Origin of the sequence: Mesorhizobium sp. Root102, from assembly GCF_001425625.1 — a bacterium.
Lineage (GTDB): Bacteria > Pseudomonadota > Alphaproteobacteria > Rhizobiales > Rhizobiaceae > Mesorhizobium.
The window spans coordinates 87,366-101,012 of sequence record NZ_LMCP01000045.1 but is presented as its reverse complement, the minus strand read 5'-3'; the positions used below and the strand labels follow the sequence as shown (position 1 = coordinate 101,012).

The window sequence follows — 13,647 nt, the reverse complement described above, 5'->3', positions numbered from 1 at the left end:
AAAGCTCGTCATTGGTGGGCTTTTAGCGGAGATGGACGCAGGAATAAAGCGCCTCTCGTTCGATTCACTTACATCGTGAAATCGAAGCGATAGGTGGTCGACACGCCGATCATGAACTGATTGCGGTCGCCGCGCTCCCTGACCAGGCTGGAATCGGCGGCCGGTCCCATCAGGCGCGAATATTCGCCAAACAGGCTGGCGGTCATCGGCTCGGTCACCTTCCAGGTTATGGCGCCGCCAAGGCCGGTCGACTTCAGCCCGCCACCTGGATGATATTCGCTCAAGCCCGAGGCCACGGCTTCCTGCGCGTTGACGCCGTAGTAAGCGTCGAAATAGTTGGCCGAGGCGAAGGAAACACGCGGTCCGCCCGAAATCCGCACGGTTGGCGTCACATCGTAGAAGGCGTCGGCGGCGATGTCGGCGACGAAGCCGTTGTGAGCGCGAATGCCGTGGCGCAGCTCGGCGCGGGCGCGCAGCCAATCGGTCGGATAGAATTCAAAGAAGCCGCCGACTTCGCCGCCCCAGCGAACCGGATCGAGGCCCTTCAGCTCATCGGCGGTGCCATCGTCACGCGAGAACAGGAACTTGCCGGTCAGGCCGGCGCGGACACCGCCATCGTCGACCAGCGCCAGCGAGATGTTGTCGTTGCGCGAGACAAAGCGCGCCGCCGGTCCGGCCTTGCCCAGCGAAATGATCGGCGAGGCGCTGAGCAGGTACTTCTTGCCGCCCTCGAAATTCGGCGCCACCATGCCGGTAGCGCCAACGGTCAGGTACCAGTCGCCGGACAGCCAACCGCCCTCGCCCGCATTGGCGGTACCCGCGCCGCTCAGCACCGCAGCAGCCAACACCAGAGAGATTCTTCCGACCGGACTCATGGCCACTCCACTAACACAACACACACGGTTACCGATGACAGCTTTGACGGCCGTTTGGTAAAATTTGATTTAACCGGAGGCATCCGCTCGCGGTTTGCCGCGATCCCGCTGCCGGTCATCGACTGGACGTCGGCCGGCGCCGGGATTAACTTCCATCCGGCAGTATCCCGTAGCCCTTGACGGAGACCGCGACAATGACCCTGCACGGCGACGCCTTGAAGATCGCGATCGAACAGACACGGACAAAATGGGGGTGGTTTGTCGCGCTCGGCGTGCTGCTGCTCATCTTCGGCGGCATTGCCTTCGGCAATCTGTTCATCGCCACGGTGGCTTCTGTCTATGTCGTGGGATGGCTGATGCTGATGGCCGGCATCATCGAGATCGTGCATGCGTTCGGCGTCAAGACCTGGAGCCGCTTCTTCTACTGGCTGCTCAGCGGACTGCTCTACGCCATTGCCGGCTTCTTCGCTTTCGACAATCCGCTGCTCGCTTCAGCGGTCCTGACGTTCCTGCTGGCGATCGCACTGGTCGCGTCGGGCGTGCTCAGGGCCTGGGTCGGCTATAGCCACCGGCCGGAACGCGGCTGGGGCTGGGTGGTCGCGGCCGGTGTCATCAGCACGCTTGCCGGCCTGATCATCGCCATGGGCTGGCCGGTCAACAGCCTGTGGGTGCTCGGTCTCTTCCTGGCGATCGACCTGATCTTCCAGGGCTGGACCTTCATCGCCGTCGGCCTGGCACTGAAGAAATAACCGGGATCACGCCTGGATTCAAAATGCCATGGCCGCATCGAGGTCGGAGAGCGGCTTGACGCCGGCAAGCAGGGCGCGTGCCTCGGCTTCGTCGCGCTTCATCTGCGTGACCAGCGCATCGAGCCCTTCGAACTTCACCTCCGGGCGCAGGAAAGCGAAGAAGGAAACCTGGCAGATCTCACCATAGAGGTCGCCGGAGAAATCAAAGACGAAGGTTTCCAGAAGCGGCGTGCCGTTGTCGTCGACGGTCGGGCGGCGGCCGAAGCTGGCGACACCGTCGTGAAGCTTGCCGTCGGCGCGGCGGAAGCGGACGGCATAGATGCCCTCCTTGAGCGCGGCTTCGGGTGAAAGCCTCATATTCGCGGTTGGAAAGCCAAGCGTGCGGCCGAGCTGCTGTCCGCCGACCACCTCGCTTTCGACGGTGAAGCGATAGCCAAGCAGTCCGGCGGCCTCGGCCACCTCGCCCTCGCTCAGCAACCCGCGAATGCGGCTCGACGACACCACCTCGGCGCCCTCGTCACGGAAGGCGTCGACGAGCGTGACGCCGAAGCCGTGACGCTCGCCGGCCGCCATCAGGTAGGCCGGGCCGCCTTGACGATCCTTGCCGAAATGGAAATCGAACCCGGTCACGGCGTGGGTAATGCCAAGATTCCTTTCCAGCACATCCGTCACGAATGCTTCCGCCGACAGCGAGGCGAAGTCGCGCGTGAACGGCTGCTCGACGAGCGCGGCAAAGCCCAGCAACGACAGGAGCCGCGCCTTCATCGGCGGCGGCGTCAGCACGAACAACGGGATATCAGGCCGGAAGATCTTGCGCGGATGCGGTTCGAATGTCAGCACCAGAGCCGGGACTCCAAGCCGTCCGGCCTCGGCCGAGGCCCGCTCTAGAACCGCCTGATGGCCGCGATGGACACCATCGAAATTGCCGATCGCCACCACGCCGCCGCGCAGGTCTGCGGGCAGCGGCGTGGTTGCCAGAATGCGCTGGAAGGCTGCCATCGTCACCTACCGCAGTCTGGGAATGACGGCCACCGGACGATAACCATGCTTTTCCAGGAAGGTCGCCAACCTTGCCGGATCCGGTTGCAGTGCATCGCCATAGTCGCGGGCATGGATACCGCCGGAGACATAGAGAACATCGAAGCCATTGTCGGCGGCGCCCTTCACATCGGTCATCATGCCGTCGCCGATGGCCAGCACCTGGCCGCGCTCGACCGGCCGGCCAAGAATCTCGGCAATCTCCTTCATCGCGAGGTTGTAGATCGGCATGTAAGGTTTTCCGGCGATCAATGTGCGGCCACCAAGCTGGGCATAATCGCGTGCCAACGCGCCGGCACACCAGATGATGCGCTCGCCGCGCTCGACGACGATGTCGGGATTTGCGCAGATGAAGGGCAGGTTCCTGGCGCGCAGCCGCCGCAGAAGCTCGGTGTAATCCTCGGGCTTCTCGACCTCGTCATCGAACAGACCGGTGCAGACGACGCCGGATGCCTCGAATTCCTCGACAATCTCGACGTCGAGACCGTCATAGAGCGTGAAATCGCGCTCAGCGCCGATATGGAAAATCTTGCGCGGACCTTCGGCGATCAGATCCCGGGTCACATCACCCGACGTAACCACCCGGTCGTAGGCTATTGGTGGAACACCGATCGCATTCATCTGCGCCACGACATCGGCACTTCGGCGCGGCGAATTGGTGATCAGGACGACGGGGATTTCCGCCTCTCGAGCCCTTGCCAGGGCCGCGGCCGCCACAGGGAAATGCCTCTCGCCATTGTGGACCACGCCCCAGACATCGCACAGGATTGCCGAATAGGCATTCGACACGTCTTCCAGCGAGCCGATGATTTCAGGCGAATCCGCCATGCCGTTTCCTTCAGTCATGATCGTTGCGAGTATCACGGCCGACCGTCCGCCGCAGCCGGTTCGGATTAGCCGAACCGCTCCGGCCTGTCACCAGCTTTCGCCGGGCATTTGCGCAGCGTCAGCGAGGGCGCCCATTGGTTATCGGTTGGTGAAGTACCGACCCGGCAATCGAGCGATTTCCCAAACGTGGCCTTCAGCGTTTTGTGGAAAGCTGGCGTCGATCGAGAATCCGCCGGCGGGGGCCGCTGCAAGACATGCATGAACTTTGGCGTCAGTTCTGCCGCGACAAACGCGGCAACTATGCTCTTATGACGGTCGTTGCGATGGTTCCGCTGATGGGCGGTCTGGCGATGGCGGTCGATTTCACCGAGATGAGCCGTCAAAAACAAACGGTGTCGAATGCGCTCGATGCCGCCAACTTCGCCACGGCGCGCCGGCTGACGGAAGGTGCGACCGACGACCAGCTGAGAGCCTACGCGCTCGACTTCTTCAATGCCAACCTCAACAAGCTCGATCCCGCCAACACGACGCTCAGCGTCACCTTGCCAAGCAACACCACCGGCGGCGGCTTGCTCAAGATGAGCGCGCGGCTGGACTACAAGCCCTATTTCTATCCTGCCTTCGGCCAGCTCATTGGCAAGTCCGCAACCGACGCGAACCAGAAGATCAGCTTCGACGTCACCTCGGAAGTGCGGCTGAAGAACACTCTGGAAGTCGCCCTGGTGCTCGACAATTCCGGATCGATGACCAAGACCGGAACGGGCTCGGGGCAAACGCGCATCGACCTTCTCAAGACCGCGGCCAAACAGCTGGTCGACACGCTGGCCCAGCAAGCGGCCATGATCAAGCAGATCGACAAGCCGGTGCAGTTCGGCCTCGTACCGTTTGCCGCTTCGGTCAACGTCGGCCCCGGAAACGGCAATGCGTCCTGGATGGACACCGAAGGCCTGTCGCCGGTATCGAACGAGAATTTCGACTGGTCGACGCTGAACGCGGCCGACAAATACGCCCAGAAAGCCAACGGCATCTGGTACAAGCGCGGCTCCGGATGGGGTGCCGACGAAGGCCAGATGCTGACCCGGTTCTCGCTCTACCGCGATATGAAGGTCGTCACCAACCATGAACGTGTCACCAACAGCAAGCGTGTGGTTTGCGACGAATACAACTCGAACAACACCTGCAAACGAAACCACGACGAATATGACTACATCGATTCCTATGGCCCATTCGCCAGTTGGCAGGGCTGCGTCGAGGCCCGGCCCTATCCCTACAATGTCAACGACGCCGCGCCGTCCGGCGGCTCGGCGAACACCGGCATAGGGGTTGGCGATCCGGCAACGATGTTCGTGCCGATGTTCGCCCCCGACGAACCCGGCAATCATTGGAAGCTCACCCAGGACCCCGACGAGGCCGCGCCGACGACCTATGGCGCCGTCAACAGTTGGTGGAACGACGACCCGACGAGCAGCACCGGCCAATCGCGGCTGCGCAACATGAGTAAATATTTCCAACCGCGGCCGATAAGCGCCCCGGCGCTGCCCGCCGGCAATGGTCCGAACTACAGCTGCACCACCAACCCGATCACGCCGCTGATCGATGTCAGCGTCACCGATGGGCTCACCGCGATCAAGGCCGCGATCGACCTGATGCAGCCGAATGGCGGCACCAACGTTCCCGAGGGCATGGCCTGGGGCTGGCGTGTGGTTTCGAGCGGCGAGCCGTTCACGCAAGGTCGCCCGGAAACAGAAAGAGGCAACGACAAGGTCGTGATCGTGCTGACCGATGGCGCCAACACCTACTACACACCTTCGTCGCTCGGCTATTCCGACCCCGCCAGCGCGAAGTCGAATTATGCGTCTTACGGCTATCTTAACCCCGGCTACAACGGCACTTCGGTCGGCCGCCTGTTCTTGGGCACGTCGAGCGCCATCGGCCAGTTCGACTATTCGAACGGCAATTATACCAACGCGCTCAACCAGCAGATGGCGACACTTTGCAACAACGCCAAGGCAGCCAACATCATGGTGATGACGGTGGCGCTCGACCTGTCCACAACCAATACGTCAGACAAGCAGGCGATCGATGCACTGAAAGCCTGCTCGTCGAACTCGCGCTTCCGCAAGGATCCCACGGACGCGAGCAAGCCGGCGAAGCTGTTCTGGAACGCCACCGGTGCCACCTTGTCGAACGACTTCAAGGAAATCGGCAACGAATTGTCGAACCTGCGCGTCGTCGGTTGACCCGAAGGCATTGGCAGCCCTCTGGCGCAACGGCTGGCGCCGCCATGCCCTTGCCCGCGCCTGCCGGCACAGGCACATGTAGGCCGCTCGCGGGATCGTGCATCCATTCGCGGCGCGCTGGGGAACGAACCGATGCCCGAAACCGCCGATCATCTCGCCTTCGCGCTGGTCTGCCTCGGCATGGTGCTGACGCCTGGCCCCAACATGATCTATCTGATCTCGCGTTCCCTGTCGCAAGGGCCGAAGGCCGGGCTGATCTCGCTTGGCGGAGTGGCACTCGGCTTTCTCTTCTATGTGCTGGCGGCGGCCTTCGGCATCACCGCGCTGCTGCTCGCCGTGCCCTACGCCTACGATACTCTGCGCTTTGCCGGTGTGCTCTATCTCCTGTGGCTGGCCTGGCAGGCGGTGAAGCCGGGCGGGCGTTCGCCATTCCAGGTGCGTGAACTGCCAAGGGATCGGCCGCGCAAGCTGTTCGCGATGGGCCTGATGACCAATCTGCTGAATCCGAAGGTGGCCGTGCTCTATCTCTCGCTGCTGCCGCAATTCATAAGCCTGGGCAAAGGCCATGTCCTGTCGCAGCTTCTGGTGCTGGGCGCCACGCAGATCACGATCAGCCTCAGCGTCAACGCCATCATCGCGGTGACGGCCGGCTCCATCGCCACCTTCCTCGCCGGGCGGCCGCTATGGCTGGTCATCCAACGCTGGATGATGGGCACCGTGCTGGCGGCACTCGCGCTGAAGATGGCGACCGACGCGCAGCGCTGAGAGCTTACTGTTAGTGCATGATCTTTTCCGAAAACCGGTTTCCACTTTTCGGGATCATGCATATCTACATCGGCCGCCTTATCTGCTGCGCCCGCTCCGGCTCGACCACCCTGCGGTAGAGATGCCAGGTGGCATGGCCGAGGACGGGCATGACGACCGCTAGCCCGGCAAACAGCGGGATCGAGCCGATCACCAGCAGCACGGCGACCATCAGCCCCCACAGTGCCATCTGCAGCGGGTTGGTCATCACCGCCCGTGCCGAGGTCTCGATGGCCGAAACGGCGCCGACGTCCCGGTCGAGCAGCAGCGGGAAGGCAATCACCGTGGTGGCCAGCACGACAACGGCGAAGACAAAGCCCGCGGCGTTGCCAGCAAGGATCAGAATCCAGCCTTTGCCGGTCGTCAGTACCTCACGGACGAAGCTGCCGATCGATGCCGGAGGCTGATCGCCGAACAATCCGGTGTAGATCGACTGCGCGGTGTAGAGCCACAACAGGAACAGCGCGACCAGCATGATGCCGATCACCACGATCGACGGAACCGCCGGCGAGCGGCGCACATCGAAGGCATGCCGCCAGGAAGTGTTCATGCCGAGTTCACGCCGGCGGCTGATCTCGTAAAGGCCGATCGCGGCAAACGGCCCGACCAGCGCGAAACCCGACATCAGGGGATAGATGAGCTGGATGGCATTGGCGCCAGACGTCCACCACGTCAGGATCAGGCCAACGATGGGATAGATCAGGCACAGGAACACGTAGTGCGAGGGTTTTGCCCAGAAATCCTCGGCGCCGAGGCGTAGCGCATCCCAAAGGTCCGACGTGGTGATGTGGCGCACCGTTGGCTGCACGTGCATACCGCGTGCGTCCGCCATGACATGAAAGCCGGCCATAACCTTCCTCCCGTGTGTCGGGCCGGTCACCGCCAGGATGGCCGCCCACAGCTGCCACTTCAAGAATGACAGTCACGATAACAGATTTGGCGCCGATTGTCGCCGCGTCAATGGCTTGGAGTAACTCGCCGTTGGGCTCGCCCCCTGCCCGTCGCCTCTCATCTGGCCGCGCCTTGGGCATGCTTCCTTTTTGGCCAACCGTTGTGCCGCATTTTAGCATTATGCATTTTAGCGTTTACTGAAATTGCTCGTAGAGACCCCTGGCGTATCACCTGAGCTTTGCAGTTTTTGGCGAGGGACGATGATCTCATTGAAAGGCTTCTGGTCTTCGGAGCGGGGCAACCTTGCCATGACGACCTCCATAGCGATGCTGCCGATGATAATTGGTGTTGCCGGCGCCATTGATCTGTTCGGCACGAGCCATGATGCCGCGCAACTCCAGAACTCGCTGGACGCGGCGGGACTCGCCATCGGCACGAAGTTTTCTCCCGACATGGCGGCTGGCGATGTTCAGCAGCTTGGGCTGCAATTCTTTGCCGTAAATTTGAGCGCGGCCGACCCTCAGGAATATTCGGGCAGCGTCTCGGCTTTCTCGGCAACGGCCAGTGGCAGCCCAAGCGCCTACTTTGTCTCGCTGTCGTCGAGCATAAGCCACCCAAGTTTCATCGCCGACTTGGCCCCCTGGCCGGCATACCGCTCGACCTTGGTCAAGATAAAACCTGGCGCTCAAGCCTGTGTGCTGGCGCTCGATCCGCATGCCTCCGCCGCCGTGAACCTGCAGGGCTCGACCAATGTCTCGATGGATAGTTGTGTGATCGCGTCGAACTCGGACGCGTCCGACTCTGTCAATAGGGGCGGCTCTGCACTGGTTTCGGCGGGCTGTGTCTCAACCGTCGGCGGCACCAGCGGACTGTTGCCGCCCAGCGCCAGTCTCGCCTGCGGAACGCCGCACGAACATCGGTACGCGTCTTTTGATCCACTGGCCGACGTCATTCCTCCCCCTTACACATTGTGTTTGCCGGTCCCGAGCGGCAAAACCTACACGCTGTCGCCCGGCACCTATTGCGACAAGACATTGTCGGGGAACATCACGCTTAATCCGGGCGTCTACATCATGCGCGGCACCACCATAAAGCCAGGGGGAAACGGTAGCCTGACTGGCCAGGGCGTGACCATCTTCCTCATGGAAAGCGCTCAGATATATATAAATGCCAATGAGAAGGTGAACCTTTCCCCGCCCACCAGCGGCCCTTATGCTGGTATCACCATTTTTCAGGATCACGGCAATACGTCTGCGCTGACGTTGAATGGCGGCGCAAATTCCGTTCTCAGCGGTTTCATCTACGCGCCGGACGCGCCCATTTCCTACGCCGGCAACTCTGATATGAGCGCCCAGGGCGACTGTCTCAGGCTTGTCGGAAATACGATACAGATGACCGGAAACTCGTCCGTCACGTCGGACTGCGCGGCTGCGCTTGGAAATCGCGCAATGTATGCTGACCGGATGATCACTCTCGTGAAATGAGAGACGGCTCCCAACGTTTGACCTGACGTCCGGAGGCGCCGGCGGTAGCGTTGAGAAGAATGGCGGTCGCGTTCAACAACGCCGGAGTGCGGCAACCGCACTCCGGCAGATAGTGCCTTTCACAAAGGCACATCCAGTTGAAAATGAGCATCGCTACGGTTGCGTCAGGCCGCGAAGCGATCGATCACCTCGGCCAGCGGGGCATGGCCGAGGCAGGCGCCCGACCCGGCAGGCCTTTCGCCGTCCTCGACAGCCATGGCGTATCGGACAGCGGCATCCGCCTCGATGCGGCGGCGCAATCCGGCCAGTTTGGGATAGGCAGCGCCCTCGATCGCCTGATGGAACTCCGCCCAGCGGGCCACACCAATCAGCGTGGTATCCGCCAGCGTCAGCCGATCGCCGACCAGAAAGTCCGTATCGGCGATCATGGCCTCGAGCCGATCATGGCGTTCGGCAACGGCCTTGCGGCCGAAGTCGCGCAAGGTCGCCTTCAGCGCCGGTTCATCCGCCGCCATTTCCAATGCCACCCAGAGCGGGCTGAAAGCGGCTGTGAAACCGGTGTTCACGAAGGCCATCAACTGGTGCATGCGGTCGGCCTGCGGCGTGCGCGGATCGAAGCTGATGCGACGTTGCGTATCGCGGGCCTCGAGCCACGCGGCGATGGCCATGGTCTCGGTGAGCACCGTGCCTTCGTCGGTGATCAAAACCGGCGTTTCCTGACGGCCGTTGATGCTGGCATAGGCGTCGTTCTTCATCTCGGTGAGCATATCGACGCGGCACAGGCGATAGGGTTGTCCGACGCGTTCAAAGGCGGCGACGAGCCCCATCGAGCTTCCCGCCGGAAAGCCGTAAAGGAGGATAGGTTCCATTTGTTTTCTTCCATGATTGAAGGGATCACGCCGCGCAGCGAAACTTGACCCTAAACGCTGGTCGCCCCATGTAAATTACGCACAATTCTGTAACCAGGACCCGCCTATGAAAGACGTCGTCTCACGCTGCCCTATCGAAGAGACCATGCGCGTGCTCAGCGGTCGCTGGCCCACACTGCTGCTCTATTATCTGAAGGACGGAACCAAGCGGTTCAGCGACCTGAGGCGTGACAACCCGACCGTGTCGCACCGCATTCTGGCGCTGGAACTGCGCAAGTTGGAGGACGCCGGTATCGTGCGGCGAACGGCGCGCCCAGGCTATCCGCTGCGCGTTGACTACGACCTCACGCCGCCAGGTAGCAGGCTTGTACCGCTGATCGATGCGCTCGGCGCCTGGTGGATGGATACGGATGACGATCGGACCGGCCGCTCCCCGACTTCGGACGTAAATCTCGACACCGCCGCCTAAAGCGTGTCGCGTCTTAATGGATTCAGACGACCCGCTTTAGGTCTATGTTTTCATGCATGTCGTTCTCCCAAAACCGAGATCACTTTTGGGCGACATGCATTAGAACCGTCGGTTAGACCGGAATTTTCGTCCCTCTGCCCGGCAAAAGCCATGATCGCCACTATCTCAGATGGGCATGACCATTGCGAAAATCGAAAACCACCCGATCCCGAAGCTGAACAGGCGCATGCTGCTGAAGGGCTTAGGCCTCGCAGCCCTGGCCGGTCTCGCCGCCTGCAGCACCGTTTCGCTGCCAACCGGTGAAGGCGCCGGGGCCTCCTCATCCGCCACCAGCACGCTGGCCAGTATCCGCGCCTCGGCAGGGCTCGCGCCGCTGACACCCGACCGGCAGCTCGAGCGGGCCGCCCTGCAGCAGGCCGGCTACATGGCGCAGCGCCGCCGCATGAGCCACACCACCGGCTGGGGCAAGGATTTTGCCTCGCGCGTCAAGGGCAATGGCATTGCGGGTGCGGCCGCCGAGAACATCGCCGAGGGCCGTTTCGACCTTGAGAAGCTGTTCGACATCTGGGTGCATTCGCCCGGCCATCGCCGCAACATGCTCGACCCGCGCTTCACCCGCTTCGGCCTTGCCTATGTGCGCGATGGCAGCGACAGCAACCTCCGTTACTGGAGCCTCGTGCTCGGGAAATGAGAGGCGTCCCGATGCTGCGCCCGATCGCCGCCTACCTGGTCGTCGCCTTGAATTTTGCCATGAGGTAGGGGCCGGACAGAACCGGCTCGTATTTCGGCGTTTCTCCCTGCGCAAGACAAACGTCCAGGACCCTGATCTCGGCGTGCCAGTTCGGCTGGTGGAAGAAAGCCATGGACTGGCGCCGGTCCTTGCCGCTGCCTTGGCCGCCCTCTTCCACTGATGGATTGACCACGCGATGGACGGTGGAAACCCAGCGATCGTTGGTCCAGCGCGCCATCAGGTCGCCGATGTTGATGACGAAAGCTCCCGGTGTCGGCGGCACTTCGGTCCACGCGCCGTCCGGGGTGATGATCTCAAGGCCGCGCGACCCGGCCTGCGGCAACAGGATGGTCAGGCTGCCATAGTCGGTATGAGCCCCGGCTCGGATCTGTCCCGGCTTCGGCGCGACATGCTGTTCGGGATAATTGAGGGCTCGCAGCGCGCTGATCGGCGCATCGAGGAAGCTGTCGAAATATCCTTCGCGCAGACCAAGTGCGGTGGCAAGGACACGCATGATGCGTACGGCCAGGTCCTCAAGCGCGGAATAATAGGCCTTCCAGGCGTCGACGAAGCCGTCCGGTGCTTCCGGCCAGATCGTATCGGCATAGCAGAAGGCCAATGCTTCCGGGTCATTCATGCCTTGCGGCACGCGAAGCGGCCCGCCATTGAAGCTCTCCTTCAGGTCGGGAGGCGTCTCGACGTTGCGCGATTTGGCAAGCGCCTCCAGTTCTGGCCCGAGGTAACCGTAAGGATAGCCCTTGTAAGGCGCCTTCGAGCGTTGCTTCTGCTCCGGCAGCAGGTCGAAGAAAGCGCGTGCTTTCGACCAGGCGGCGTCGATCACAGACTGCGGAATGCCGTGGTTCTTCACGGCCAGAAAGCCGGTGCCGCGGCAAATGCGATCGACCTCGGCGCCGAGCACCTTTTTCTCCTCGATGCCGGCGCTTTCGAACTGGCCGAGATCGAACATCGGGAAGGCAGGCTGCATGGCGATGGTCTCCTGACTCGTTGTCATGGAGACTTACAAGCTCAAGAACGACGACATCTAGTCCATGTGCGCGGCTGGTGCGCCGCCGGCAGGCGCCTGCTTTGGCTTGCGCAGCAGGAAAACAAATGGGATGGCAAGCAGCGTCATCACCATGAGTATTTTGAAGTCATTGACGTAGGAGATCATCATCGCCTGCAGATTGACCATGCGATCGACCTGCGAAAGCGCCATTGGATCGCCGCTTGCGGCTGACGGAGAGACCGCCCAAAGATTTGGGTTGAACGGGTTGATGAAAGCCGAAAGCTCGGTGTGATTGATCTGCGTGTTGCGCACCATCAGAACCGTCACGACCGACACGCCGATGGACGAGCCAAGATTTCGAACCAGGCTGAACAAGGCCGTGGCATCGGTGCGGAAGCGCACGTCAAGCGTGGCGAAGACGACGGTCGACAGCGGCACGAACACCATTCCCATGCCCAGGCCCTGGATGATGCCGGAACTGATGATCAGCCAGTTGTCCATCTGCGGCGTGAAGCTGGACATGGTGTAGAGCGACTGCGCGGTGAGCAGGAAGCCGATGACGACGAGGATGCGCGCGTCGATCTTGCTCATGATCCGCCCGACGACCAGCATCGAAATCATCGTGCCGACACCGCGTGGCCCTATGACGACGCCGATTGTGATGGTCGGATACCCGAAGATGGTCGACAGCATTGGCGGCAGCAGCGACATGCTGGCCAGGATGAGCACTCCCATGACAAAGATGAACGCCAGCCCAGTCACGAAATTGCGGTCAAGGAATATCTTGGGATCGATGAAGGGGTGTTCCGCCGTCATCGTGTGAATGATGAACACCCAGAAGCCGGTGAGGGAAAGACCAAGCTCGATCCAGATCTCGACCGATGAAAACCAGTCGACCTCGCCGCCGCGGTCGAGCAGCAGCTGAAGCGCGCCGACGCCGAGCGATATCATGGCGAAGCCGAAGAAATCGAAGCCGCGCACCCGCCGGGCGACGGCCGGCAAGTAGGCGGCCATGCCGAGAAACGCGACGATGCCGACCGGCAGGTTGATGAAGAACACCCAGCGCCAGTTGAAATTCTCCGTCAGCCAGCCACCCAGCGTCGGGCCCAGAATCGGCCCCAGCATGATGCCGGCGCCCCAGATGGCCATCGCCTGGCCATGGCGCTCCCTGGGGTTGATGTCGAGCAGGAAGGTCTGCGACAGAGGCACGATCGCGGCGCCGAACACACCCTGCATCAGCCGGAAGAACACTATGGACTCCAGGCTCCAGGCAATGCCGCACAGCATCGAGAATATGGTGAAGCCGACCACTGCCGTCAGGAACAGTTCCTTGCGGCCGAAGCGGTCGGCCAGCCAGCCGGTGACCGGCGTCATGATGGCGGCGGCAACGATGTAGGAGGTCAGCACCCAGTTGATGTTGTCCGGCGAGGCGCCGAGATCGCCCGTCATTGTCGGCAGCGCGACGTTGGCGATCGTCGTGTCGAGTGCCTGCATGACCGTCGCCAGCATCAGCGCGACCGTGATCAGGCCGCGATGCGGCACTTCTTTAAAAGGTTCGGGCGTGCTCATGGCGTGGAACTTCCAGCAGGTAACAAAAACGTGTACAGAGGGGTTTCCGGGCGGCAAAGCCTTCCGTTGAGAGACCGTCATCGCGGTGGGACGCG

13 protein-coding genes are annotated in these 13,647 nt (G+C 62.0%); 6 read left to right on the top strand and 7 right to left on the bottom strand.

Annotated features, from left to right (window positions below):
* Positions 1-68: 68 nt before the first annotated feature.
* Positions 69-875 (bottom strand): MipA/OmpV family protein, encoded by an 807-nt coding sequence (locus ASD12_RS26810; RefSeq protein WP_056593740.1) that lies wholly within the window; start codon positions 873-875, stop codon positions 69-71.
* A 194-nt stretch (positions 876-1,069) separates the two neighbouring features.
* Between ASD12_RS26810 and ASD12_RS26805 the strand changes: the two genes are divergently transcribed.
* On the top strand, positions 1,070-1,624 hold the full coding sequence (locus ASD12_RS26805) for an HdeD family acid-resistance protein (protein ID WP_056593737.1): 555 nt from the start codon (positions 1,070-1,072) through the stop codon (positions 1,622-1,624).
* Between the two features lie 18 nt (positions 1,625-1,642).
* Here the strand turns inward: ASD12_RS26805 and ASD12_RS26800 are convergent, their stop codons facing one another.
* Positions 1,643-2,623 (bottom strand): bifunctional riboflavin kinase/FAD synthetase, encoded by a 981-nt coding sequence (locus ASD12_RS26800; RefSeq protein ID WP_056593733.1) that lies wholly within the window; start codon positions 2,621-2,623, stop codon positions 1,643-1,645.
* Positions 2,624-2,629: 6 nt separating this feature from the next.
* The gene (locus ASD12_RS26795; protein WP_056593730.1) at positions 2,630-3,490 is read right to left on the bottom strand and encodes a TIGR01459 family HAD-type hydrolase; all 861 of its coding nucleotides are present in this window, start codon (positions 3,488-3,490) and stop codon (positions 2,630-2,632) included.
* A gap of 254 nt (positions 3,491-3,744) precedes the next feature.
* On the opposite strand from ASD12_RS26795, the gene ASD12_RS26790 reads away from it, so the two are divergent.
* Both ASD12_RS26790 and ASD12_RS26785 read left to right on the top strand, forming a co-directional pair.
* Complete coding sequence (locus ASD12_RS26790; protein ID WP_200953725.1) at positions 3,745-5,730, top strand: TadE/TadG family type IV pilus assembly protein; 1,986 nt, start codon at positions 3,745-3,747, stop codon at positions 5,728-5,730.
* A gap of 132 nt (positions 5,731-5,862) precedes the next feature.
* Complete coding sequence (locus ASD12_RS26785; protein WP_056593724.1) at positions 5,863-6,495, top strand: LysE family translocator; 633 nt, start codon at positions 5,863-5,865, stop codon at positions 6,493-6,495.
* 64 nt (positions 6,496-6,559) lie between these two features.
* Here the strand turns inward: ASD12_RS26785 and ASD12_RS26780 are convergent, their stop codons facing one another.
* A complete protein-coding gene (locus ASD12_RS26780; protein WP_056593721.1) occupies positions 6,560-7,384 on the bottom strand; it encodes a DUF2189 domain-containing protein in 825 nt (274 codons plus the stop codon).
* 301 nt (positions 7,385-7,685) lie between these two features.
* Between ASD12_RS26780 and ASD12_RS26775 the strand changes: the two genes are divergently transcribed.
* On the top strand, positions 7,686-8,909 hold the full coding sequence (locus ASD12_RS26775; RefSeq protein WP_056593718.1) for a TadE/TadG family type IV pilus assembly protein: 1,224 nt from the start codon (positions 7,686-7,688) through the stop codon (positions 8,907-8,909).
* A gap of 164 nt (positions 8,910-9,073) precedes the next feature.
* Here ASD12_RS26775 and ASD12_RS26770 read toward each other — a convergent pair whose 3' ends face one another.
* Complete coding sequence (locus ASD12_RS26770) at positions 9,074-9,778, bottom strand: glutathione S-transferase family protein (protein ID WP_056593715.1); 705 nt, start codon at positions 9,776-9,778, stop codon at positions 9,074-9,076.
* Positions 9,779-9,884: 106 nt separating this feature from the next.
* Between ASD12_RS26770 and ASD12_RS26765 the strand changes: the two genes are divergently transcribed.
* Positions 9,885-10,247 carry a helix-turn-helix domain-containing protein gene (locus ASD12_RS26765; RefSeq protein ID WP_056593713.1) on the top strand — a complete coding sequence of 121 codons (363 nt, stop codon included), beginning with the start codon at positions 9,885-9,887 and terminating at the stop codon, positions 10,245-10,247.
* Between the two features lie 175 nt (positions 10,248-10,422).
* Positions 10,423-10,938, top strand: coding sequence for a CAP domain-containing protein (locus tag ASD12_RS26760; protein WP_056594511.1), 516 nt, complete (start codon positions 10,423-10,425; stop codon positions 10,936-10,938).
* 31 nt (positions 10,939-10,969) lie between these two features.
* Here the strand turns inward: ASD12_RS26760 and ASD12_RS26755 are convergent, their stop codons facing one another.
* Both ASD12_RS26755 and ASD12_RS26750 read right to left on the bottom strand, forming a co-directional pair.
* Positions 10,970-11,989: a 2OG-Fe(II) oxygenase family protein gene (locus tag ASD12_RS26755; protein ID WP_244482991.1), complete on the bottom strand. Its 1,020-nt coding sequence runs from the start codon at positions 11,987-11,989 to the stop codon at positions 10,970-10,972.
* Positions 11,990-12,019: 30 nt separating this feature from the next.
* Positions 12,020-13,552, bottom strand: a complete 1,533-nt coding sequence (locus ASD12_RS26750) for a DHA2 family efflux MFS transporter permease subunit (protein ID WP_056593707.1) — start codon at positions 13,550-13,552, stop codon at positions 12,020-12,022.
* Between the last annotated feature and the right edge of the window lie 95 nt (positions 13,553-13,647).

Coding starts and splice junctions, on each gene's coding strand:
- ASD12_RS26770 (WP_056593715.1), bottom strand. CDS start 9,778: ATGGAACCTATCCTCCTTTACGGCTTTCCGGCGGGAAGCTCGATGGGG.
- ASD12_RS26800 (WP_056593733.1), bottom strand. CDS start 2,623: ATGGCAGCCTTCCAGCGCATTCTGGCAACCACGCCGCTGCCCGCAGAC.
- ASD12_RS26760 (WP_056594511.1), top strand. CDS start 10,423: ATGACCATTGCGAAAATCGAAAACCACCCGATCCCGAAGCTGAACAGG.
- ASD12_RS26785 (WP_056593724.1), top strand. CDS start 5,863: ATGCCCGAAACCGCCGATCATCTCGCCTTCGCGCTGGTCTGCCTCGGC.
- ASD12_RS26750 (WP_056593707.1), bottom strand. CDS start 13,552: ATGAGCACGCCCGAACCTTTTAAAGAAGTGCCGCATCGCGGCCTGATC.
- ASD12_RS26795 (WP_056593730.1), bottom strand. CDS start 3,490: ATGGCGGATTCGCCTGAAATCATCGGCTCGCTGGAAGACGTGTCGAAT.
- ASD12_RS26755 (WP_244482991.1), bottom strand. CDS start 11,989: ATGACAACGAGTCAGGAGACCATCGCCATGCAGCCTGCCTTCCCGATG.
- ASD12_RS26810 (WP_056593740.1), bottom strand. CDS start 875: ATGAGTCCGGTCGGAAGAATCTCTCTGGTGTTGGCTGCTGCGGTGCTG.
- ASD12_RS26780 (WP_056593721.1), bottom strand. CDS start 7,384: ATGGCCGGCTTTCATGTCATGGCGGACGCACGCGGTATGCACGTGCAG.
- ASD12_RS26765 (WP_056593713.1), top strand. CDS start 9,885: ATGAAAGACGTCGTCTCACGCTGCCCTATCGAAGAGACCATGCGCGTG.
- ASD12_RS26775 (WP_056593718.1), top strand. CDS start 7,686: ATGATCTCATTGAAAGGCTTCTGGTCTTCGGAGCGGGGCAACCTTGCC.
- ASD12_RS26805 (WP_056593737.1), top strand. CDS start 1,070: ATGACCCTGCACGGCGACGCCTTGAAGATCGCGATCGAACAGACACGG.
- ASD12_RS26790 (WP_200953725.1), top strand. CDS start 3,745: ATGCATGAACTTTGGCGTCAGTTCTGCCGCGACAAACGCGGCAACTAT.